The organism is Enterobacter sp. MGH120 (assembly GCF_001037725.1).
Taxonomy (GTDB): Bacteria; Pseudomonadota; Gammaproteobacteria; order Enterobacterales; family Enterobacteriaceae; genus Enterobacter; species Enterobacter hormaechei_C.
Genome location: NZ_KQ089940.1, coordinates 590,661 through 612,841 on the forward strand (window position 1 = coordinate 590,661; position 22,181 = coordinate 612,841).

Annotated in this window: 18 protein-coding genes; 9 read left to right on the plus strand and 9 right to left on the minus strand. The window is 57.2% G+C overall.

The window, feature by feature from the left end; translation table 11 throughout:
- Positions 1–52 precede the first annotated feature (52 nt).
- From SK54_RS02755 to SK54_RS02770, 4 genes are read left to right on the plus strand one after another with little or no spacing between them, the layout of a single operon-like run.
- Entirely contained in the window at positions 53–634 is a 582-nt protein-coding gene (locus SK54_RS02755) for a fimbrial protein (protein ID WP_048246687.1), read from the plus strand.
- Between the two features lie 30 nt (positions 635–664).
- Positions 665–1,339: a fimbrial biogenesis chaperone gene (locus tag SK54_RS02760; protein ID WP_048246689.1), complete on the plus strand. Its 675-nt coding sequence runs from the start codon at positions 665–667 to the stop codon at positions 1,337–1,339.
- Positions 1,340–1,343: 4 nt separating this feature from the next.
- On the plus strand, positions 1,344–3,824 hold the full coding sequence (locus tag SK54_RS02765) for a fimbria/pilus outer membrane usher protein (protein WP_032668987.1): 2,481 nt from the start codon (positions 1,344–1,346) through the stop codon (positions 3,822–3,824).
- A gap of 9 nt (positions 3,825–3,833) precedes the next feature.
- On the plus strand, positions 3,834–4,928 hold the full coding sequence (locus tag SK54_RS02770; RefSeq protein WP_048246691.1) for a fimbrial protein: 1,095 nt from the start codon (positions 3,834–3,836) through the stop codon (positions 4,926–4,928).
- A 32-nt stretch (positions 4,929–4,960) separates the two neighbouring features.
- On the opposite strand, the gene SK54_RS02775 is transcribed toward SK54_RS02770, so the two are convergent.
- From SK54_RS02775 to SK54_RS02790, 4 genes are all read right to left on the minus strand, one after another.
- Positions 4,961–5,323, minus strand: a complete 363-nt coding sequence (locus tag SK54_RS02775) for a YibL family ribosome-associated protein (protein ID WP_015572767.1) — start codon at positions 5,321–5,323, stop codon at positions 4,961–4,963.
- Between the two features lie 58 nt (positions 5,324–5,381).
- Positions 5,382–5,972 carry a mannitol operon repressor MtlR gene (mtlR, locus tag SK54_RS02780; RefSeq protein WP_032651946.1) on the minus strand — a complete coding sequence of 197 codons (591 nt, stop codon included), beginning with the start codon at positions 5,970–5,972 and terminating at the stop codon, positions 5,382–5,384.
- Positions 5,969–7,117, minus strand: a complete 1,149-nt coding sequence (mtlD, locus tag SK54_RS02785) for a mannitol-1-phosphate 5-dehydrogenase (protein ID WP_023304617.1) — start codon at positions 7,115–7,117, stop codon at positions 5,969–5,971. The genes mtlR and mtlD overlap by 4 nt, the downstream gene beginning before the upstream one ends.
- Positions 7,118–7,218: 101 nt before the next feature.
- Positions 7,219–9,126: a PTS mannitol transporter subunit IICBA gene (locus tag SK54_RS02790; RefSeq protein ID WP_047736582.1), complete on the minus strand. Its 1,908-nt coding sequence runs from the start codon at positions 9,124–9,126 to the stop codon at positions 7,219–7,221.
- Between the two features lie 436 nt (positions 9,127–9,562).
- On the opposite strand from SK54_RS02790, the gene SK54_RS02795 reads away from it, so the two are divergent.
- The 3 genes from SK54_RS02795 (at position 9,563) to selB (ending at position 13,495) form a co-directional block, all read left to right on the plus strand.
- Complete coding sequence (locus tag SK54_RS02795; RefSeq protein WP_015572763.1) at positions 9,563–10,171, plus strand: glutathione S-transferase; 609 nt, start codon at positions 9,563–9,565, stop codon at positions 10,169–10,171.
- Between the two features lie 103 nt (positions 10,172–10,274).
- Positions 10,275–11,660 (plus strand): L-seryl-tRNA(Sec) selenium transferase, encoded by a 1,386-nt coding sequence (gene selA, locus SK54_RS02800; protein ID WP_017693787.1) that lies wholly within the window; start codon positions 10,275–10,277, stop codon positions 11,658–11,660.
- Entirely contained in the window at positions 11,657–13,495 is a 1,839-nt protein-coding gene (selB, locus tag SK54_RS02805) for a selenocysteine-specific translation elongation factor (RefSeq protein ID WP_048246693.1), read from the plus strand. The genes selA and selB overlap by 4 nt, the downstream gene beginning before the upstream one ends.
- A 3-nt stretch (positions 13,496–13,498) precedes the next feature.
- Here the strand turns inward: selB and SK54_RS02810 are convergent, their stop codons facing one another.
- Complete coding sequence (locus tag SK54_RS02810) at positions 13,499–14,383, minus strand: ROK family protein (protein WP_015572761.1); 885 nt, start codon at positions 14,381–14,383, stop codon at positions 13,499–13,501.
- Between the two features lie 166 nt (positions 14,384–14,549).
- On the opposite strand from SK54_RS02810, the gene aldB reads away from it, so the two are divergent.
- Complete coding sequence (gene aldB / locus SK54_RS02815) at positions 14,550–16,088, plus strand: aldehyde dehydrogenase AldB (protein ID WP_006808612.1); 1,539 nt, start codon at positions 14,550–14,552, stop codon at positions 16,086–16,088.
- A gap of 137 nt (positions 16,089–16,225) precedes the next feature.
- Here aldB and SK54_RS02820 read toward each other — a convergent pair whose 3' ends face one another.
- Positions 16,226–18,175, minus strand: a complete 1,950-nt coding sequence (locus SK54_RS02820; protein ID WP_048246695.1) for a glycoside hydrolase family 127 protein — start codon at positions 18,173–18,175, stop codon at positions 16,226–16,228.
- Between the two features lie 10 nt (positions 18,176–18,185).
- Entirely contained in the window at positions 18,186–19,586 is a 1,401-nt protein-coding gene (locus SK54_RS02825; RefSeq protein ID WP_017693791.1) for an MFS transporter, read from the minus strand.
- Positions 19,587–19,811: 225 nt separating this feature from the next.
- Between SK54_RS02825 and SK54_RS02830 the strand changes: the two genes are divergently transcribed.
- Positions 19,812–20,630: an AraC family transcriptional regulator gene (locus SK54_RS02830; RefSeq protein ID WP_023295603.1), complete on the plus strand. Its 819-nt coding sequence runs from the start codon at positions 19,812–19,814 to the stop codon at positions 20,628–20,630.
- Here SK54_RS02830 and araD read toward each other — a convergent pair whose 3' ends face one another.
- Both araD and SK54_RS02840 read right to left on the minus strand, forming a co-directional pair.
- Positions 20,631–21,326 (minus strand): L-ribulose-5-phosphate 4-epimerase, encoded by a 696-nt coding sequence (gene araD, locus SK54_RS02835; RefSeq protein WP_048246698.1) that lies wholly within the window; start codon positions 21,324–21,326, stop codon positions 20,631–20,633.
- The gene (locus tag SK54_RS02840; RefSeq protein WP_048246700.1) at positions 21,320–22,180 is read right to left on the minus strand and encodes an L-ribulose-5-phosphate 3-epimerase; all 861 of its coding nucleotides are present in this window, start codon (positions 22,178–22,180) and stop codon (positions 21,320–21,322) included. The genes araD and SK54_RS02840 overlap by 7 nt, the downstream gene beginning before the upstream one ends.
- Between the last annotated feature and the right edge of the window lies 1 nt (position 22,181).

The following is a 22,181-nucleotide window of genomic DNA, read 5'->3' on the forward strand; positions in this document are numbered from 1 at the left end:
CTGGTACAACAAGTCTATATCTGTTTAATTTACAGAGGGGAAAGTGTTCCAAATGAAAATCAAAAATGTGGCGCTGGCGATTGCCGCGGCGGGGCTGCTGTTATCTTCTCAATCAGTACTGGCAAGCAGTGATTCTGGCGTTAATGCTTCCCTGGATACAGGCGCTGGCTCGCAGAGCACAGGCGGCGTGATCAACTTTACCGGGAAAATCACCCTTATTTCCTGTGATATTACCCCTGCGTCAAAAAGCAAAACGGTAGACCTCGGCGCGTGGGCGAAAAGCTACTTTGAAGATCACAGCGAAACGACGCCGCGTGAGTTCAAAATCAACGTAGAGAACTGCCCGGAGACGGTTGAATCGGTTGCGGTACTGTTTGACGGAACCAAAGATACGGTGAATGACACACTGCTACAGGTTACGCCAGGCGAAGGTATGGCGACGGGCGTCGGCGTGAAGCTTTATAACAGCGATCGCAGCACCGCGATTAAACCGGGTACGGTATCTGAAACAACCGCACCGGATGCTGAAGGCAATGCTGAATTAACGTTTTATGCCTCTCTCGACAAAGACGGGTCGGAAATTAACGCGGGCGACGTCAATGCCGTTTCCAACTTCCTGATGGTTTATAACTGATTTCACTCTCAGCCACCTCCAGAGATAATAATGATGAAACGTTTATCGTATATTATGCTCACTGCATTAATGGTTAGTTCTGCGTCAGTTTCCGCTGGCGTTGTAATGGGGGGAACACGAATCGTATACCCACAACACAGCAAGGAGGTGGCATTTTCTGTTTCTAATATGGAAAGTGCGGTTCCCTATCTTATTCAGTCGTGGGTTGAAGGTGATGGGCAGGATAAAAATAACGCTGCGCCATTTATTGTCACGCCACCTCTGTTCAGACTTGATCCGGAGCAGACCAACACGCTGCGTATTCAATATACCGGCGCTCCGCTGCCCACAGATCGTGAATCTGTATTCTGGCTCGATATTAAAGCGATTGCGCCAAAGCCAAAAGAGAGCAGCAACGAATTACAAGTTAACGTTAAATCGAAATTTAAAATTTTCTACCGCCCGGACAATCTGAAAGGGGACGCTGCCACTGCCTGGCAGAAAATAACGTTTTCGCGGACGGGAAAAGGGCTTAAGGCCGCCAACCCGACGCCATACTACGTCTCTTTTTATCGACTGTCCGTTGGCGGGCATAAAATTGAGCAGCCGGGCATGATCGGTCCAGGGGAAATCCGCGAATGGCCTGTGTCCGCCTCCGGGGGCGTAAGCTGGTCGGCTATTAATGATTTTGGTGCCATCACCGCCAACCACACCCAGCCTCTTTAAGACCATGTCTTTTCGCCTGTTTCGTTACGCGCCGCTTTCGGTGTTGCTGCTTAGCTTCAGCCGCGCGGGGATGGCCGAGGATTACTTTGATCCCGCCGCGCTGGAGCTTTCCTCTACCGAACAGAAAACGGCGGATCTGCACTATTTCTCTGAAAAGGGCGGGCAGATGCCAGGCACCTGGCTCGTGACGCTGGAGATTAACGGACGCGAGGAGCGGCATCAGGAGATCACCTTCGTCAATGAGAAAGGCAGCCTGCAACCCGTTTTTAGCGTATCGCTGCTGGAAGCGCTTGGGGTGAATGTCAGGGCCATTCCTGCATTCTCCCGGTTGCGGGAGGGAGAATCGTTCACGCACCTCGCGGATTTTATTCCGGCAGCGCGAACCTCCTATGATTTCAACCAGCAGCGTCTTTTTCTCAGCCTGCCGCAGGCGGCGATGAAACACCGCAGCCGTGGCTACGTGCCGCAGTCGCAGTGGGACGATGGTATCCCGGCGGCATTTACTGATTACAGTCTGTCGGGCGGCCAGGCACATCATCAGCGTGGCGTCACGACATCCAGCTATCTGAGCCTGCGTAACGGTATCAATCTGGGGGCGTGGCGGTTGCGCAACACCTCCGCCTGGAGCCACAGCGACGCGGGCGGCGACCATTTTCAGTCGCAAAGTAGCTGGCTGACCCGGGATATTCGCCGTCTTAACAGCCAGCTACGGATCGGCGATGCCTGGACCGCAGGCGACGTCTTCGATAGCGTGGCGTTTCGCGGGGTACAGCTCACATCAAGCGAAAGCATGTTGCCCGACAGCCAGCGCGGCTTCGCACCAACCATCCGCGGCGTCGCACACAGCTTCGCTAAAGTCTCCGTTTCGCAAAATGGCTATGTGATCTATGAAACCTGGGTGGCCGCCGGGCCATTTATCATTAACGATCTGTTCCCCGGCGCACAAAGTGGCGATCTACAGGTGACGGTCACGGAAAGTGACGGCTCAACGCGCGTCTTTACCCAACCCTATTCTGCGGTGCCGTTTATGCGACGCCTGGGCAGCCTGAAATACAGCCTCAACGCCGGACGATTTCACTCCGGCTCCGGCGATGCGCGTTCACCTGAGTTTGTTGAAGGCGCTTTCTTCTACGGCCTGCTCTCGAGGATGACGGTGTATGGCGGCTTTCGTACGGCGAGCAACTATCAGGCCGGTGCAATTGGCGTAGGCAGAGGGTTTGGCGCATTTGGCTCGCTGGGCATTGACGATACGCTGGCAAAAAGCCGTTTACCCAATGGCAAAAGCGCGATGGGGCAGGCGTGGCGCATTCAGTATCAGAAAGATTTCAGCGCTACCGGCACCGCCTTCAACCTGGCGAGTTATCGCTATGCCTCGCGCAATTACTATGAATTCAGTGAACTGAATCAGTCTGACAGCCAACAGCTGCAACTCAATAATCGCCGTAGCCGCTCGCAGGTCACCTTCTCACAGACGCTGGGTCAGTTCGGCAGCCTCAGCGTCTCGGCATGGATGCAGGATTACTGGCATACGTCCGGGCAGGATAAAACCATCCACATTGGCTGGTACACCAGCTGGCGAGGCATTACCTGGGGCGCGGGGTATGACTACACCGACTCAGCGCTTGAGCAGCATCCCGATCGTACCGTGTCGTTTAACGTCAATGTTCCGCTTGGTCACTGGTTACCGGACAGCTCGGTCAGTTACTTCATCAACCACAACAATCGTGGGATGACCACTCAGCAGGTGTCACTCAACGGCAGTGCGCTGGCGAATCGCAACCTTAATTACAGCGTTCAGCAGAGTAAGGCCAGCGAGGGACAAGCCGACAGTACCAGCCTGGCGCTGCAATACAACGGTGGCTACGGCAACGTCAGCCTCGGTTATGACCACAGCCGAAGCGGTAGCAACGCGAGCCTCGGACTCGCCGGAGGCGTTATCGCCACGCAGTATGGCGTCACGCTTAGCCAGCCGCTGGGCGATACCGTCGCCCTGCTACGCGTGCCCGGCGCGGCTAACGTTGAGCCGGAGGGCTACAACGGGATCCATACCGACAGCCGCGGCTATGCGGTCATGCCAACGCTCTCGGCGTATCGCAAAAATACCGTCAGCCTTGATACGGCGACGCTGGGTGAGAACGTCGACGTTGAGCAGAGCGGTCTGACGCTCATTCCCACCAGCGGCGCGGTGGTGCTGGCCAATTACAAAACCCACATTGGTTATCGCGTTCTGTTTTCCCTGCGCTACCACGGCGAACCGTTGCCGTTTGGCGCGCAGGCTGAAGTGGTGGAGCAGAACCGCCATTCTGCAAACCGAAGCATGGTCGCTGACGGCGGTCAGGCCTACCTGAGCGGGGTACCAGAGCGCGGCACCCTGCGCGTCAGCTGGTATCAGGACGGGGAGCAGCAGCAATGCCAGACACCTTTCAGACTGGGGAAAGCTCATATGGCCCCCGGTATCGCCACGCTGTCCGTTGAGTGCCATTAGAGGAATATCATGCGTCGTTTTATTCACTGGTTTTTCTATCTGAGCCTTCTTTCGCTTTTTGGCATGCTGAGTTTTCATGCCCATGCCCAGACTTCAACCTGCCGCACCACGCGCGATCAGTGGGTCGTTCAGGTGCCCTACGCCATAGGGTATGCGCCCGGCACGGCGGACTGGACGCCGATATCTGCGCCGATACAGTCTACCGGGGCGGATTTCTACAGCTGTGATGGCGGGAATGATGCCTGGCGTAGTATCGGCTTTGTCGACGTGGATAACCCCGTCGGCACCGTGGTTGGTGAAGACGGCGCGTCACGTCACGTCTATAAAACTCAGATCGACGGCATCGGCTACGCGCTGGGGTTCCGGGAACAGCAGTACTGCGGCGCCGATGCGGTACGCTATATTGACGGCACAAGTCAGGTGAATGGCAATGAGTCCAGGCGCATTTGCGACGCATCGCAAAACCCCGCCTTTGCCAGCGCCTCAATGTATAAAATGCAGTTCTGGGTGGTGTTTTACAAAATTCCAACGACCAGCGCCATGCCTGACGATAACGCCAATTCCCAGGAGCAAAATGTCGGATCGCTGATATTGCAGGCGGGAGAAAATCAAGCCAGCGCCACCAACGTGGCGACACCGGTACAGATCCATCTCGCCAGCTTCACCGTCAGGCGTACCAGCTGTTCAGTGGGCTCTCGCAGCATTCTTGTTCCCATGGGGAGCGTGAGCCAGCGTGAATTTCATGGCATAGGCTCCCGCGCCGGAGGCGGACGCTTCAGCATTCCGGTGACCTGCGAAAATAACACGGCGGTGAAGATGGGTTTCTTTGGCGATACCACGCCGGGCAACGATCGGGCGCTGGCATTGACGAAGCAGGAGGATAGCGCCAGCGGTGTCGGGATCGAACTGCTTTACGGTGACAATACCGGTTCGGTTCAGGGGCAGGTGGTACCGTGGAACACCCCACAGGTGTCAGCATTTGGGCAAGTGGGGGATAACCAGACGCAAACCTTCTGGTTTGATGCGCATTACCTTCAGACGGAAGAGAACGTGACGGCGGGAAAAGCGGATGCGATGGCGACGTTTAACCTGATTTACAACTGAGTTTCCCCTGCCGCAGCGGCAGGGGAGGACGATCAGAACGCGGTCTTACAAAAACCCGTCATCTCTTTCAGGCCCATTTCGCGACCAAGCTCAGTCATCGGGTGCACCACTACCAGGCCACGGACGCTTTTCTTCAGCTTGCCCATGTCGGCCTGCTCTTTTTTGGTGATCGCGCGGCGATGCGGCATGTTCATCAGCTTCTGCGCTTCTTTACTCAGCTTCTGGCCTTTCACTTCGCGCAGGCGTTCAATTTCCGCCTCCAGCTTCACGGACTCTTTTTCCAGCTCGGCATATTTCTCGGCGGAATCGACCAGGGAGAGGCCAGCCATCTGATGGCGGATCAGATCCAGACGGTCGCTCAGGCGTTTAATTTCGTTCTTTTCGACTTCTTTCATGACAAATAACTCTGAAAACGGGGAATTTACAGGGAAGGATACACCAATGTGTGCGGGCTTACTTCTGAAACGCTTTTTTTAAGCTGATTTTAGAAATCAGCTCAGTCAGGGAAAGCACCATGGTGGAGCGCACAACCTGTTGATAACGCAGCTTTTGCATCGCGTACAGATCTGGGTCGCTGTTATCAAACTGAGGTGCGGGAGGGAGCGCGGATACGCAGTGCAGTTCGCCGAAGGGCCCCAGTATCTCATCATCGGTAAAGGTGTACTCATTACCGTCATGATTGAGCTCTTCGCGCAGCGCCATTAACAGCTCGGCGTCTTCATACTCCTGGCGGTTCAGCACGCCAAGACCGTAAATCAGCTTCAGCCGTACCGATAAATCGCCCAGCGGTCCGTCTCCGTCCAGTAACGGTTCTACAGCATACTTTACCGCGTAGTCGTCTTTGCGAAACACCTGAAGCACCAGAATGTTCACCGCCTCGGTTAACAGCTCGACGGCGGCAATCAGGAAACTCCGTACGGTTTTGCCAGCATTCAGACGCTCAAGCACACGATTTTCAAAGGCCTGGGTTTGTTCCATTATTGCCTGCATATCTGACAATCTGTTATTCGGGCGCAGGCTAACCTGCGCCGGACTCTGCATCATTTGGTTGCGTTGTATGCGCTGACCGCCTCCGCAACTACGTCACTGTTGGCATCCAGACCGGAGATCTGCGCCAGCGCAGCCTGCGCGCCTTTGTCATCAATCAGCTGAGCCAGCTCAATCGCCTGCGGGTCCTGCTCGCTGCGGTAGTGCATAGCGGCAGCGATGCCCTTCACCAGGTTAGCGTGCGGCAGGCCGTATTCCAGCGTGCCCAGCAGCGGTTTAATCAGGCGGTCGCCCGCGCTTAGTTTACGCAGCGGCTGACGACCCACGCGCTCAACGTCATCTTTCAGATACGGGTTTTCAAAACGACCGAGGATTTTCTGGATGTATGCTGCGTGTTTATCAGCATCAAAACCGTAGCGTTTGATCAGCACCGCGCCGCTCTCTTCCATTGCCCCTTTGACCACCGCACGGATGTTCTCATCGAGGATCGCGTCACGAATCGTCTGATGACCGGCCAATTTTCCGAGGTACGCGGTTATAGCATGCCCGGTGTTCAGCGTGAAGAGTTTACGTTCGACAAATGCCATCAGGTTATCGGTTAATTCCATTCCCGGAATGGTCGGCAGCGCGCCCTTAAACTGGGTTTTATCAACGATCCACTCGCTGAAGGTTTCCACGGTCACTTCCAGCGGATCGTTGGTGGCGGATGCTGAAGGCGGAACGATGCGATCCACGGCGGAATCCACAAAACCTACGTGCGCTTCAACCCAGGCTTTATCTTCGTCTGCGACGGTCGCAAGAACGTGGCCTTTCAGCTGCGTGGTGCCGCGCACCATGTTTTCACAGGCGATGATGTTCAGCGGCGTTTCAACGCCCTGTGCTTTACGCTTCGCCAGGCCTTTCGCGACCGCCGGGGCGATGCGCTCAAGCACCACCGGACCCACGGCGGTGGTGACCAGATCAACGCTCGCGATGAGGTCAATCACGTCGTCGCCAATGCTGCTTACCGCGTTGACGCCAGAGACCGTTTCAACCTGTTCGTTTTCACCCACCACGTGAACCTGATAGCTATGACGGGCATTCAGGGCATCCAGAACCACCTGATTCACATCGGCGAATGTCAGGGTAATGCCCGCGTCTGCCAGCAGTTTACCGATAAAGCCACGACCGATATTACCTGCGCCAAAATGTAATGCTTTCATAGTGTTAACCTTCATCAATGTTTTTACCCGAGAGGGCTGGGGTGAGGAACGTTTTCCCCTCACCCTAGCCCTCTCCCCGGGGGGAGAGGGAAGAGGCGCTGTTACTTGTTCAGCAGGGCCAGAACTTCTTCAACGCTGGTGGTGTTGGCCAGACGCTCAATAACCGTTTCGTCATCCAGCGCGTTGGTCAGGCTGGTAATCACCTGGATATGCTCGTTGTTGCGAGCGGCGATACCAATCACCAGACGGGCGATGTCGTCCTCTTCTTCACCGAAGCGCACGCCATCAGGATACTGACAGAACACCACGCCGGTTTTCAGCACGCGGTCTTTGGCTTCCACCGTACCGTGCGGAACCGCGATGGATTCACCCAGGTAGGTTGGGGTCAGCTTTTCGCGTTCCAGCATCGCCTCAACGTACTCAGGCTGAACGTAGCCGCCTTTCACCAGCTGCTCACCGGCGAAGCGAATGGCCTCTTCTTTATTGGTCGCCGTGCGGCCAAGGAAGATGTTTTCAGCGCCCAGTTTGAACAGATGCGCGTTGCTCTCGTCGAAGCTGTCTTGCAGGCTGGTACGCACTTTCACTTCGTTATCTTCATGGCGCTGCGCCGCCACCAGGCGTTCGGTCAGGCTGGCGTACAGGCCGCTGTCGAGGAAGTTGGTCAGGGAAATGTGCTGCGCCTGCGGTACCTGACGCATAGCGCGTTCGGTCAGATCGCGGTGCGTGATCACCAGGTCAACGTCCGGCGGCAGGCTGTTAATCGCGCTGTTGGTGACGGAGATGTTGGTCAGACCCGCATCCTGCACTTTCTTCCGCAGTACGCCCGCACCCATTGCGCTGGAGCCCATACCGGCATCACAAGCCACGATGATTTTACGCACGTGGCTCAGGTCGTTAGAGACATCACCCGCCGTCAGCGGTGTTGCGCCTTTGGATTCGGCTTTCATGTCATGCATACGACGGGTTGCCGCTTCGATATCGTCGTCTTCTTTCACCTTGCTGGTTTTCAGCAGGATAGCGGAGGCCACGAAGGAGACCGCCATGGCCGCACAGATCGCCGCGATGTTCGCGAAGTAGGCGCCTTTCGGGGTCATCGCCAGCACCGCCAGGATAGAGCCTGGAGAAGCAGGAGACACCAGACCACCGCCCAGTACGCTCAGGGTGAACACGCCGGTCATACCGCCAAGGATAACGGCAAGGATCAGACGTGGGTTCATCAGCACATACGGGAAGTAAATTTCGTGAATACCGCCCAGGAAGTGAATGATCGCCGCGCCGCCAGCAGACTGTTTCGCGCTGCCGCGACCAAAGAACATGTATGCCAGCAGAACGCCCATACCCGGACCCGGGTTCGCTTCAATCAGGAAGAAGATGGACTTGCCGAGATCGTGTGACTGCTGAATACCCAGCGGTGAGAAGATACCGTGGTTGATGGCGTTGTTCAGGAACAGGATTTTCGCTGGTTCAACGAAGATAGACGCCAGCGGCAGCATGTCGTGCGCCACCATGAAGTTAACGCCCGCGGCCAGCAGCTTGGACAGCACTTCAACCGCCGGGCCAATGCCGAGGAACGCCAGAATCGCGAGGATCATCCCGATGATGCCCGCAGAGAAGTTGTTCACCAGCATTTCGAAGCCGGATTTGATCTTGCCATCAACCCAGACGTCAAATTTCTTGATCGCCCAGCCGCCCAGAGGACCGGCAATCATCGCACCGAGGAACATCGGCATATCCGCACCGACGATCACCCCCATGGTTGTGATGGCACCCACGACGCCACCGCGGTCACCGCCCACCAGACGACCACCGGTATAACCGATGAGCAGTGGCAGGAGATAGGTAATCATTGGGCCAACAAGTTTTGCCAGCGTTTCGTTAGGCAACCACCCTGTCGGAATAAATAATGCGGTGATAATACCCCACGCGATAAACGCGCCGATATTTGGCATCACCATGTTGCTGAGGAAACGACCAAAGCTTTGCACTTTGATCTTGAAATCGGATGACATAAAACACCCCTTCTTATGTTTACGCTTAGGCTTGTGGCCCGAGGTTTATCGTTAATGTGCGGCGGCAGAGGTAGCCGGGCCCTGTTCTGATGCTGTGAAATCTGGCACTGAATCGTTCAACTGTCCAGACAGCGAAATTTTGTGTGATCTGAATCACATGAATGTAGGGGGTGAGGACATTAATGAAGTGATCGCGATCACATAACGAGTGTGTGAAAAAAATACATCGCTCAAAATTACGCCAAAGTGGACGGTGTTTTGTGATTTATATCACAATGTTAAGTTGGCTGTTTGTTTCCAGATTGTGATTTGATTCACAAAATATTTTTATGCAGATTTCTCCCGTATCCCCTCATGGCAGGAATGCGATACGCACACCTGCCTTTTTCCACGGCTTGATCCATACTGACCTCTTTGTGGGCATTAAGGATAAGCAATGAAACTCATCGGCAGTTATACCAGTCCTTTCGTGCGTAAGATTTCGATTCTCCTGCTGGAGAAAGGGATTGAATTTGAATTCGTAAATGAACAGCCCTACAACGCAGAGAACGGCGTTGCGCAGTACAACCCGCTGGGGAAAGTCCCGGCGCTGGTAACGGACGAGGGCGACTACTGGTTTGATTCCCCGATCATTGCGGAGTACATCGAGCTGCTTGGCGTTGCGCCAGCCATGCTGCCGGCGGACCCAAAAGCAGCGCTGGCGATGAAGCAAATTGAAGCCCTGGCGGATGGCATTATGGATGCGGCATTGACGTCCGTACGCGAGCAGGCAAGGCCCGCCGCCCAGCAGTCAGAAAATGAGCTGCTACGCCAGCGCGAAAAAATCAGCCGCAGCCTGGATATGTGCGAACAGCTGATCCGCGACGGGAAAATTCAGAGCGATAGCCTGAATCTGGCGACGATCGCCATCGCCTGCGCTATTGGCTACCTCAATTTCCGCCGCGTCTCGCCGGGCTGGTGCGTGGATCGTCCGCTGCTGGTCAAACTGGCGGAGACGCTCTTCCAGCGCGAAAGTTTTGCCCGGACTGAACCGCCAAAGGCTTGATGCGGGTTATAACACTTCCTGGTGGGAGGCGGTACAATCCCCCCACATGTTAACTCCCTCTCCCGTCGGGAGGGGGGAAGATATTTACTCGCCAGGCGCATTCATGACTACTCATCATTCCCTCTACAGCCAGATCCCCGCTACCGATCGTCTGCTTCGTGACCCGCGCATCACTGCGGTGCTGGAGCAGTTTGGCCATACTGCAACGGTCGACATGCTACGCCAGCTTCAGGACGATGCGCGTCGCCATATTCAGGCTGAGAACGCGCTACCCGGCTGGTGCGTGGCGTGGGAGCAGGAAGTTGAACGCAGGCTGAGCAAGCACGGGCAAAGCGCGTTGCGCCCGGTTATTAACCTGACAGGCACGGTTCTGCACACCAATCTGGGCCGGGCACAGCAGGCCGAAGAGGCAACAGAGGCCGTCACCCGTGCCATGCGCTCGCCGGTGACGCTGGAGTACGATCTGGACGGCGCCGGGCGTGGGCATCGCGATCGCGCACTGGCGGATCTTCTCTGCCAGATCACCGGCGCGGAAGATGCCTGCATTGTGAATAACAACGCGGCGGCGGTGCTGCTAATGCTGGCGGCCACCGCGAGCGGAAAAGAGGTTGTCGTCTCTCGCGGCGAGCTGGTGGAGATCGGCGGGGCGTTTCGTATTCCGGACGTCATGCGCCAGGCGGGCTGCACGCTGCATGAAGTGGGCACAACCAACCGTACCCATGCAAAAGATTATCGCGCGGCGGTGAATGAAAACACCGCCCTGCTGATGAAAGTGCATACCAGCAATTACCACATTGAGGGTTTCACCAAAACGGTGGAAGAGGCCGAACTGGCCGCCATTGGGCGCGAGCTAAACGTGCCGGTGATTGCCGATCTCGGCAGCGGGTCGCTGGTGGATATGCGCCAGTACGGTCTGCCGAAAGAGCCCATGGTGCAGGAAATGGTTGCCGCGGGCGTAAGCCTGGTCAGTTTCTCCGGTGATAAATTGCTGGGCGGGCCGCAGGCGGGGATTATCGTCGGCAGGCGCGAGCTGATTGCGCAGCTACAGCAGCATCCGCTGAAGCGCGCCCTGCGTGCCGATAAAATGACGCTGGCCGCGCTGGAAGCCACGCTGCGGCTCTATCTCCACCCGGAGAAACTGGCTGATCGCCTGCCCACGTTGCGTTTGCTGAGCCGTGATGCGGCCTCCATTCGCGCGCAGGCGGAAGCGCTACTGCCGCAGGTTGCTCCTCATTACCCTGAGTTTGACGTTCGTAACGAGCCTTGCCTGTCGCAAATTGGCAGCGGCTCGCTGCCGGTGGACAGGTTACCGAGCGAAGCGCTGACGTTCACCCCGCGCGACGGACGCGGAAGCCAGCTTGAGGCGCTGTCGGCGCGCTGGCGCGCATTACCGACGCCGGTGATTGGCCGGATCGGTGACGGGCGCATGTGGCTGGATTTACGCTGTCTGGAAGATGAAGTGCGGTTTCTGGAGATGATGTTGAAATGATTATTGCCACCGCCGGTCATGTTGACCACGGCAAAACCACGTTATTGCAGGCCATTACGGGCGTGAATGCCGATCGCCTGCCGGAAGAGAAAAAGCGCGGCATGACCATTGACCTGGGTTACGCCTACTGGCCGCAGCCCGACGGTCGCGTGCTGGGCTTTATCGACGTGCCCGGCCACGAGAAGTTTCTTTCCAATATGCTCGCGGGCGTGGGCGGGATCGATCACGCCCTGCTGGTGGTCGCGTGCGATGACGGGGTGATGGCGCAAACGCGCGAGCATCTGGCGATCCTCCAGCTGACGGGAAACCCGCAGTTGACCGTCGCCCTCACCAAAGCGGACCGTGTGGATGAGGCGCGTATCGACGAGGTGCGTGAAGAGGTGCTGACGGCGCTGAGTGAATACGGTTTTAAGGATGCCGCATTGTTTGTCACAGTGGCGACAGAAGGCCGCGGTATCGACGCTCTTCGTGACCATTTGCAGCAGATCCCGTCTCGTAAACAGGCCAGCCATCACCGCTTCCGTCTGGCGATCGACAGGGCGTTTACCGTGAAAGGGGCTGGGCTGGTGGTGACCGGTACCGCGCTGAGCGGCGAAGTGAACGTGGGCGACACCCTGTGGCTGACGGGCGTGAACAAACCGATGCGCGTGCGCGGGCTTCACGCGCAAAACCAGCCGGTGGAACAGGCCCATGCCGGGCAGCGTATCGCCCTGAATATTGCCGGTGATGCCGAAAAAGACCAGCTTAACCGCGGCGACTGGCTGCTGGCCGACGCGCCGCCGGAGCCTTCTGAACGGATCATCGTTTCACTCCAGACCCACACGCCGCTGACCCAGTGGCAGCCGCTGCATATCCACCACGCGGCCAGCCACATCACCGGACGCGTGTCGCTGCTGGAAAACGATCTCGCCGAACTGGTGTTCGACTCCCCGCTCTGGCTGGCGGATAACGACCGCCTGGTTCTGCGCGATATTTCGGCGCGGGAAACGCTGGCGGGCGCGCGCGTGGTCATGCTGGATCCGCCCCGTCGCGGCAAGCGTAAGCCCGAGTATTTACAGTGGCTGGCCGCACTGGCCCAGGCCCGCGATGATAAGTCTGCGTTAGATATCCACCTTGAGCGTGGTGCGGTGGATCTGGCGGCGTTCGCCTGGGCGCGCCAGCTCAGCAGCGAAGGATTGCGTCTTCTGACGCAGGAGCCAGGTTTTATTCAGGCCGGCAACAGCCTGCTGAACGCGCCGGTGGCGGCGCGCTGGCAGCGCAAAGTGCTGAGCACGCTGGCGACCTACCATGAACAGCATCAGGATGAGCCCGGCCCGGGCCGTGAACGTCTGCGGCGCATGGCGTTGCCCATGGAAGACGACGCGCTGGTGCTGTTGCTGATTGAAAACATGCGTGAAAGCGGCGTGATTGCAAGTCATCACGGCTGGCTGCACCTGCCGGAGCACAAGGCCGGTTTTACCGCTGAGCAGGACGCGGTCTGGCAAAAAGTGGCGGCGCTGTTTGGCGATGAACCGTGGTGGGTGCGCGATCTGGCGCGTGAAACCCATACCGATGAGCAGCTGATGCGTCAGGTACTGCGCCATGCGGCGCAGCAGGGGATGATTGTGGCGATCGTGAAAGATCGTTATTACCGCAACGATCGGATCGTGGCATTTGCGAACCTGATCCGGGAGCTGGATCAGGCGCGCGGATCAACCTGCGCCGCAGACTTCCGCGATCGGCTGAACGTAGGACGCAAACTGGCGATTCAGATCCTGGAGTATTTCAACCGCATCGGGTTTACGCGTCGTCGTGGCAATGACCATGTGCTACGCGACGCGCAGTTATTTCCCTAAGCGTTAAGCGCTGCGCGCCTGCTTCTGCTTAGCCAGCCAGACCGCACCCAGCCTTCCCGCCTGGTTACCCAGCTCGCAGGGAAGGATGGGCACCCGGAGCGCTTCCCACTCCTCGAATCGCTGTAGGTATTTATCCAGCAGGAGATAGATTTTCTCCTGCTCGCTAATGCCGCCGCCAATCAGCACCGCCTGCGGATCAAACATGGAGATCACGCTGTAGATGCCCCGCGAGAGGAAATGCGCCCACTCTTCTATGGCCTCACGCAGATGCACGTCGCTGTCCATGCGTCTAAACAGCTCCTCACCGTCAGGCATCTCATCTTCCGACACGGCCAGCGCGCGGCGGCAGGCTTTCATCAGGCCGCTGGCGGACGCCACTTCGTGCATCGGCTCGCCGTTGTTGCCAACGGGCAGCACGCCAAACTCACCCGCCCGGTAGTGCGACCCACGGTAGAGATCGCCCTCCATGACGATACCGCCGCCGATGCCGGTGCCGATGGTGATGCAGACAAAATGCTCATAATCCTTACCGGCGCCCTGCCAGCGTTCGCCCAGCGCCGCGCAGTTGGCGTCATTTTCGGTTGTTACGGGGAGATCGGTCAGCTGTGCGAAAAGCTCGCACAGGTTTTCACCGTCAAGGTAATCCAGCGCCCCGGCCTTGGCCGCTTCGCCGGTATGGTGATTGATGTGGCCCGGAAAACTCACGCCGATGCCGACGATCTCATGCTCCTGGCGGTACTTATCCACCACCGCTTTCCACTTCTGTTTGAAGGTGCTTTCATCGTCAGGCGTATCATATTCATCGGATGTCAGTTCTTCGCCGTTTTCGTTGATCACGCCGTGTTTGATGTGGGTTCCGCCCACGTCAAAGCCGATAAATAGCTGCATTGCATTGTTCCTCATGAGCCCCTGAGCTATTAAGTATGGCTCCGGCGGCAGAAACGAAACGTAAAGTACGGTAATCCGTGATACGGCTCGTAAACCCGTTACCGACTGGCGAGAAAATCACCAGCCGGAACTACCCTTGTTGTACACCTACTGCAAGGAGACGGTCATGACAAACAATCCTCCCTCATCGCGTATCCAGCCAGGCGAGTATGGTTTTCCTCTTAAGCTGAAGCCCCGCTATGACAACTTCATCGGCGGCGACTGGGTGGCGCCCGTCGACGGTGAGTACTATTCCAACCTGACGCCCGTTACCGGCCAGCCGCTGTGTGAAATTGCCAGTTCGGGCAAGCGGGATATCGATTTAGCGCTGGATGCGGCGCATAAGGCGAAAGATAAGTGGGGACAAACGTCCGTTCAGGACAGAGCGGCCATTTTGTTCAAAATCGCCGATCGGATGGAGCAGAATCTGGAGCTGCTGGCGACCGCGGAAACGTGGGACAACGGCAAGCCGATCCGGGAAACCATGGCGGCGGACGTGCCGCTGGCGATTGACCATTTCCGCTATTTTGCGTCCTGCATTCGTGCCCAGGAGGGGGGAATAAGTGAAGTTGACAAAGATACCGTGGCGTATCACTTCCACGAGCCGCTCGGCGTGGTGGGGCAAATTATTCCGTGGAACTTCCCGCTGCTGATGGCGAGCTGGAAAATGGCGCCCGCGCTGGCGGCGGGTAACTGCGTGGTGCTGAAACCTGCACGCTTAACGCCGCTTTCGGTACTGCTGCTGATGGAGGTGATTGGCGACCTGTTGCCGCCGGGGGTCATTAACGTGGTCAACGGGGCCGGGGGAGAGATCGGCGAATATCTGGCTACTTCAAAGCGTATTGCTAAAGTGGCGTTTACCGGCTCAACGGAAGTGGGTCAGCAGATCATGCAGTACGCGACCCAGAACATCATTCCGGTGACCCTGGAGCTGGGCGGGAAATCGCCGAACATCTTCTTTGCCGACGTGATGGATGAAGAGGACGCCTTCTTCGACAAAGCGCTGGAAGGGTTTGCGCTGTTCGCGTTCAACCAGGGTGAAGTTTGCACCTGTCCGAGCCGCGCGCTGGTGCAGGAATCCATTTATGAGCGCTTTATGGAGCGGGCGATCCGGCGCGTGGAGTCGATTCGCAGCGGTAATCCGCTGGATAACGTCACCCAGATGGGAGCGCAGGTATCGCATGGCCAGCTGGAAACCATCCTCAACTATATTGATATCGGCAAAAAAGAGGGGGCCGATGTGTTGACCGGCGGTCGTCGTAAGGTGCTGGGCGGCGATTTGCAGGAGGGTTACTACCTTGAGCCGACCATCCTGTTCGGTAAGAACAACATGCGCGTTTTCCAGGAGGAAATTTTTGGACCGGTGCTTGCCGTCACCACGTTTAAAACCATGGACGAGGCGCTGGAGCTCGCCAACGACACGCAGTATGGCCTGGGGGCGGGCGTCTGGAGTCGTAACGGTAATCTGGCCTATAAAATGGGCCGCGGCATTCAGGCCGGACGCGTATGGACAAACTGCTATCACGCCTATCCGGCTCATGCGGCGTTTGGCGGCTACAAGCAGTCGGGCATCGGGCGTGAAACCCATAAGATGATGCTGGAGCACTACCAGCAAACGAAATGTCTGTTAGTCAGCTACTCCGATAAACCGCTGGGGCTGTTTTAATCTCCGGGCTCAGGTCGTTCCGGGTAGGGTGACCTGAGCCGGGTTAAAGCCGGGTGGCGGCTTCGCCTTACCCGGCCTACTTTTTACTCCCTCTCCCGTGGGAGAGGGCTGGGGTGAGGGCAACAGGCCGCAGTTATTCAGCTTTCATCCACCCATATCCGCATTTCCCCTTCTCCCCGGTTTGCCCAGCTGAACCACGGAATAAAGGTCAGCGTCTGGGGCTGACGTTGCACCGGCGAGCGGTCGTACTGCCACAGGGCATCAGTGCCCTTCGCCTGACACCCGATCCCTTCCGCCTGTATCAGCATCTTGTGCGCGAAAATGCCTTTGCCTTCAAAGACCCGAAACGCGCTGTCCTGGGGCAAAGAAAGGTTATGCAGATTTGCGCCGTTATCGGCTTCTTCCAGGCAGTAAACCAGCGGTCCACGCTGCAATGCGACTTTCCCCGCCTGCTGGCGCACCTGCGGGTTGCCGTATACGCGGCGGACCGGCATCGGTAACGTCAGCGTCAGCGTGTCGCCTTCCTGCCAGCTGCGGTTGAGGTATAAGTATCCACGGGAGACCTCGCCTGTAATGGCCTGACCATTGAGCGAAACAGCCGGTTCCGCACACCAGTCCGGCAGCCTCAGGGCCAGCGTGTGAGTCACCGGAACTGGTGAGGTAATCTCGATTTTCACCTGCTCATGCCACGGATAGTTCCCGCTAATCCGCAGCTGGAGGCTGTTATCCCCAACCGGAATGGCGACGTCGTTCCCCACGTACAGGTTGATCAACAGCGCGTCCGGGCGAACGGTATAAATGTAGTGCCCCAGCGAGGTCAGCACGCGCGCAATATTCGGCGGGCAACAGGCACAGCCGAACCAGCGCTGGCGCACCGGTTTGACGTGGTCATAGATATGGTTAAAGGCCAGGGTTTTCGGGTGCACTTCCAGCGGATTCACATAAAAGAAATGCTTACCATCCAGCGCCATGCCGCCCAGCACCGTGTTGTACAGCGCGCGCTCCATCACGTCGGCGTAGTGGCCGTCCGCCTCCATCTCCAGCATCCGGCGGGCAAACATCATCAGGCCGATGGAGGCGCAGCTTTCGGCGTAGACCGTATCGTTGGGCAGATCGTAATCGCTGCTGAACGCCTCGCCGCTGCTTTGGGAGCCAATCCCGCCGGTGATGTACAGCTGGCGCTGTGCCATGTTGTTCCACAGCCGCAGGCAATCCTGACGTTTCCCCTCGTCGCTGCTCAGGCGCGCCAGATGTGCCATGCCCGCCATCAGATAGACAAAACGCACGGCGTGGCCGATGGCCGTTTGTTGTTCCGCAAGGGGCAGATGCGCCTGGCTGTAGGCTTTGTCCTTGACCATCCACGCCGGGCCATAGGTGTTCCAGTATGACGTTCTGCCGCGCTTCTCGTATTCGATATCGTAGAAGTGAGGCTGCGCGCCGCGTTCCTCAATAAAGTATTTCACCAGATTGAGATAGCGTTGCTCCTGCGTGACGTCGTACAGCCGCATCAGCGCCAGCTCGATTTCCGGGTGGCCAGGGTAACCGTGCAGCTGGTTTTCGCCCGGGCCAAACACGCTGTCGATATGATCCGCCAGCCTGCACACCACGTCCAGCAGGCGGCGTTTTCCGGTTCCCTGGAAATACGCCACGCCCGCTTCAATCATATGTCCGGCGCAGTACAGTTCGTGGCATTCGGCCAGATTGGTCCAGCGCTCGGCCGGTGCTTTCACCGTGAAATAGGTATTGAGATAGCCATCTTCGCACTGCGCCGCTGCGACCAGCTCGATCACCTCGTCGGCGGTTTTTTCCAGTTCAGCATCCGGCTTCTGGCACAGCGACCACGCCACGGCTTCGAGCCATTTCGCCACGTCGCTGTCCTGAAAGACCATCCCGTAGAACTCCCCCTGTTCCAGACCGGCCGCAATGCGGAAGTTGGCGATGGCGTGGCTGGGTTCGGCCTCCGCCACGCGATCGTTAAGCGCATCCCACTGGTAGGGGATCACCACATCGCGGACCAGCCGTTGGTACTGACCAAGAAACGGGTCGTTGATTTTCAGCTGATGCAGGTCGGCTTCCATTATGGTCATATCGTTCTCCTCAGGACTGTACATGACGCTGGCGCAAATCGGTGGCAATGCGCGACATCACGGGATTGTTAAGCCTGCACCAGCGGATAGCGACCGCCAGCAGCAGGTGGAAAAGGGCAGGAAGCAGCGTCTCCATGGCGGTGATGCCCTGCAATGAGGCGGGTGTCTGGTTACCTGCGCCTGGCTGATAGGCCACGGCAATAAACACCAGGCTGATGATCCCGGCGCTGGATGCCCACGCGAGCTTGATGAAAAACAGATTGAAGGCGAAGTTCATCCCCGATGAGCGCACGCCGGTTTTCCATTCGCCGTAGTCATCGGCAAAGGCCATCAGCGAGAAGTGCAGCGGCAGGGTGAAGCCCAGGATCACGCCGTTACTTAAAATCACGATCAACCAGAGCGTCTGGTGCGCCGGGCCACCCGGCAGGAACCACATTCCCACCGCAAGCGCAGCGAGTATCAGGTTGGTGTAGTAGTAGAGTTTGACGGTATCAATCCGCCGCGACAGCGGACTGACGATCACCGCGCCCAGAATAGCGGCAAAGGTCACCATGGTGAAAAACAGCGAGGTGTACGCCGTGCTGCCCTGAAGCACGTAGGTGATGAAGTACATGTATCCGCCGCCGCGAATGTTGAAGACGTTGATCAGCAGAAACGACATCACCAACATCAGCAGCAGCTGATCGTTTTTCCGCAGGCCCGCCAGGTGCTCGCGCAGGGTGAATTTACCCATCAGCGCAAGCGGGACGCGCTCGCGCACCCAGAAGAAGCAGCACAGGAACATCACCACGGCGATGGTGCACAGCACGCCGACGCCCAGCTGATAACCCCGGGCGGTATTGCCCTGTCCCAGCTCTGACACCAGCCACGGCAGGCCAACGGAGACCAGAAAGCCCGCCACGCCGCACAGTACGAAGCGCCAGGACTGGCAGGATATAACCTCGTTGTGGCGGGTGGTCATGGTGTTGATCAGCGCGCAATATGGCACGTTGATGGCGGTATAGCCCACTGAAAGCAACAGATAGGTGCCGAACGCCCAGGCGATTTTCACGCCCATACTGGCGTCCGGGACGGTGAAGGTCAGCACGCCGACGATCCCGATGGGAAGCGCGACCCACAGCTGCCAGGGACGAAAACGCCCCCAGCGGCTCTGCGTGCGGTCGGCAATCACGCCCATCACCGGATCGGAAATCGCGTCAAATACCCGAAGGGCAATAAACAGCGTGCCCACCAGCGCGGGCGTCAGGCCAAATACATCGGTATAGAAAAAGGTCAGAAAGTTCATGATCAGGCAGGTAATTACCGTGCCGCCCGCGTCGCCCAGGCCGTAGCCAATTTTCTCGCGGACTGACAGCCGGTCATCGGCTGCCTGTTTTGCAACTTCTGCGTCTGTAATCGGTGTGGAAGTCATGGGGTAACTCCTCGATAAACGATTTTTTATCGTATTTGTGCAAGGTACCCCATTTATTCTGCATTCAACGGGCAGACCAACAAGGGAAGGGAAAAGTATAAAAAGGTGACGATTCCGACCTGATGGTGAAACTGTGAGTTTGATCGAGCCGTTCTGCTGATATTTATTAATAATCAAGGGATAAAGAAAATATTAGCCACCAAAAAAGCGGAAAAATGAATATCCATGCTTGAATTATCCATAGCACTTCCGATTAGAGTTCAAAATGGCGGGTTATTTATCTCCCGGGGCGTGGGCCGTCATCCCGCACGAAAATTATCTTCGTGGGAGATAATTTTTGTCGAAAAAGGGACATTAACGATCCAGGAGGAAAATACGCTGTTTGAGGTAAACGCTGGCGAGAGTTTGTTACTTTGGCCGAAGCGGCGGCATGTCGGCGTGGAAGATTTTCCGGGCGATCTCAAATTTTACTGGCTGCATTTTGAGGTGGATGAACGCTTGCCGGTGTTGCCAGGCGCGACGCCGCTGTCGATTGAGCAACACTGTAGCGTGCGGGATCCGCAATATGTTATTGCGTTATTCCGTCAGTTTTTAAGCGAGCAGGAAAAATTACAGCGTAGCCAGGCGCTGGAGATAATTTTGCTGTTAATTTTGCAGCAGATATCGCTCTCGCCGGGATATGAAGATAAAGCGGATGATGCGGGCGCGGCAATGGCGTGGAAGGCCAAGCAGATTATCCGCACGCACTTTCATTTGCCCCTGTCCACTTCGCAGCTGGCAAAAGAGCTGCACTGCAACGCAGATTACCTGGGGCGAGTATTTCGTCGGACGTTTCATTTAACCCTGACGGAGGCAATTCACCGCCAGCGCGTCAGGGCCGCTGAAAAACTGCTGCTGAACGATGCGGCCTCATTAACTGAAGTTGCCGCCCGGTGCGGTTTTAATGACGTGGGTTATTTCCGGCAAATATTCTCAAAACATACCGGGTTAACGCCCGCCGTCTGGAAACGGCGGTACTGTAAAGAGCATATTAATTCCGGATGATCACTGGCCGTAATAGGCATTTGCGCCATGCTTGCGCAGATAATGCTTATCCAGCAATTCCTGCTGGATAACCGGAAGCTGAGGTGCAAGCTGGCGCGAGAAAAGCCCCATATAGGCGCACTCTTCCAGCACCACGGCATTGTGTACCGCATCGGCAGCGTCTTTGCCCCAGGCAAACGGGCCGTGAGAATGAACCAGCACCGCCGGGACCTGCATCGGGCTTATGTCGCGCTCCTCGAAGGTTTTGATAATGACTTCCCCCGTCTGGTATTCATATTCACCCGCGATTTCAGCCGTGGTCATCAGCCGCGTGCAGGGGATCGCACCGTAAAAATAGTCCGCGTGCGTCGTTCCCCACGCGGGTAAATCTTGCCCCGCCTGCGACCAGATGGTGGCGTGGCGGGAATGGGTATGCACAATGCCGCCAATTTCCGGGTAACGACGATACAGCGCGAGATGGGTCGGGGTGTCGGAGGAGGGCTTTTTACTCCCCTCGACCACTTTACCCGTGGCGATATTTACCACCACCATATCTTCTGCGGTCATCACGTCGTACTCCACGCCGGATGGTTTGATCACCATCATGCCGCTGGCACGGTCAACCGCGCTGACGTTGCCCCAGGTGAACGTCACCAGCTGGTGGGCGGGCAGGGCGAGATTTGCCGCCAGCACCTCGGCTTTGAGTTGTTCTAACATGTCATGCCTCCTTCCTGCATTCGGGCTTCAATCCAGCGGCGCGCCTGGATGATCTCCAGCACCGGCTCTTTGGCTTTCTCGGTCCACATTTCAATCAGAAATGCGCCGCGATAATTAAGTTGATTCAGCGTGTTAAACACGCCAACGAAATCGACGCAGCCCTCGCCAAACGGCACGTCGCGGAACTGTCCGGGGCTTTGCTCGGTAACGGGCCGGGTATCTTTCAGGTGGATAGCGGCGATGCGGTCAATGCCCAGCGTCAGCTCGGCGGTGACGTCGTTGCCCCACGCGCTCAGGTTGCCGACGTCCGGGTAAACGCTGAACCACGGCGAGGCGAGCATGTCGTCCCACTTTTTCCACTTGCTGATGGAGTTCATAAACGCAGTGTCCATGATCTCTACCGCCAGCATTACCTGCGCGGCGGCAGCCTGCTCTACGGCCCACGCCAGCCCTTCGGCAAAGCGCTGTTGCGTGCCCTCATCGTGTTCCTCGTAGTACACGTCATAACCCGCAAGCTGGATGGTGCGAATACCCAAATCACGGGCCAGCCGGATGGCTTTGGTCATGATCTCGCGGGCGCGTTCGCGCACGATTTCATCGCGGCTGCCAAACGGGAAGCGACGATGGGCAGACAAGCACATCGACGGGATGGCCACGCGGGTCTCCAGCATCGCTTCCACAAGAGAGGCGCGCTGCGTGGTACTCCATTCAAGGCGCGATAAACGCTCGTCGGTCTCATCCACCGACATCTCCACAAAATCGAAGCCGCAGCTTTTTGCCAGAACCAGGCGCTCCGGCCAGGAGAGATCTTTTGGCAGCGCTTTTTCGTAAATGCCTAACGGATGCTGACGCATG

Coding starts and splice junctions, on each gene's coding strand:
- aldB (WP_006808612.1), top strand. CDS start 14,550: ATGACAAACAATCCTCCCTCATCGCGTATCCAGCCAGGCGAGTATGGT.
- SK54_RS02795 (WP_015572763.1), top strand. CDS start 9,563: ATGAAACTCATCGGCAGTTATACCAGTCCTTTCGTGCGTAAGATTTCG.
- SK54_RS02820 (WP_048246695.1), bottom strand. CDS start 18,175: ATGACCATAATGGAAGCCGACCTGCATCAGCTGAAAATCAACGACCCG.
- SK54_RS02830 (WP_023295603.1), top strand. CDS start 19,812: ATGCTTGAATTATCCATAGCACTTCCGATTAGAGTTCAAAATGGCGGG.
- mtlD (WP_023304617.1), bottom strand. CDS start 7,117: ATGAAAGCATTACATTTTGGCGCAGGTAATATCGGTCGTGGCTTTATC.
- mtlR (WP_032651946.1), bottom strand. CDS start 5,972: ATGATGCAGAGTCCGGCGCAGGTTAGCCTGCGCCCGAATAACAGATTG.
- SK54_RS02760 (WP_048246689.1), top strand. CDS start 665: ATGATGAAACGTTTATCGTATATTATGCTCACTGCATTAATGGTTAGT.
- SK54_RS02770 (WP_048246691.1), top strand. CDS start 3,834: ATGCGTCGTTTTATTCACTGGTTTTTCTATCTGAGCCTTCTTTCGCTT.
- araD (WP_048246698.1), bottom strand. CDS start 21,326: ATGTTAGAACAACTCAAAGCCGAGGTGCTGGCGGCAAATCTCGCCCTG.
- selA (WP_017693787.1), top strand. CDS start 10,275: ATGACTACTCATCATTCCCTCTACAGCCAGATCCCCGCTACCGATCGT.
- SK54_RS02765 (WP_032668987.1), top strand. CDS start 1,344: ATGTCTTTTCGCCTGTTTCGTTACGCGCCGCTTTCGGTGTTGCTGCTT.
- SK54_RS02810 (WP_015572761.1), bottom strand. CDS start 14,383: ATGCAGCTATTTATCGGCTTTGACGTGGGCGGAACCCACATCAAACAC.
- SK54_RS02755 (WP_048246687.1), top strand. CDS start 53: ATGAAAATCAAAAATGTGGCGCTGGCGATTGCCGCGGCGGGGCTGCTG.
- SK54_RS02775 (WP_015572767.1), bottom strand. CDS start 5,323: ATGAAAGAAGTCGAAAAGAACGAAATTAAACGCCTGAGCGACCGTCTG.
- selB (WP_048246693.1), top strand. CDS start 11,657: ATGATTATTGCCACCGCCGGTCATGTTGACCACGGCAAAACCACGTTA.
- SK54_RS02790 (WP_047736582.1), bottom strand. CDS start 9,126: ATGTCATCCGATTTCAAGATCAAAGTGCAAAGCTTTGGTCGTTTCCTC.
- SK54_RS02825 (WP_017693791.1), bottom strand. CDS start 19,586: ATGACTTCCACACCGATTACAGACGCAGAAGTTGCAAAACAGGCAGCC.
- SK54_RS02840 (WP_048246700.1), bottom strand. CDS start 22,180: ATGCGTCAGCATCCGTTAGGCATTTACGAAAAAGCGCTGCCAAAAGAT.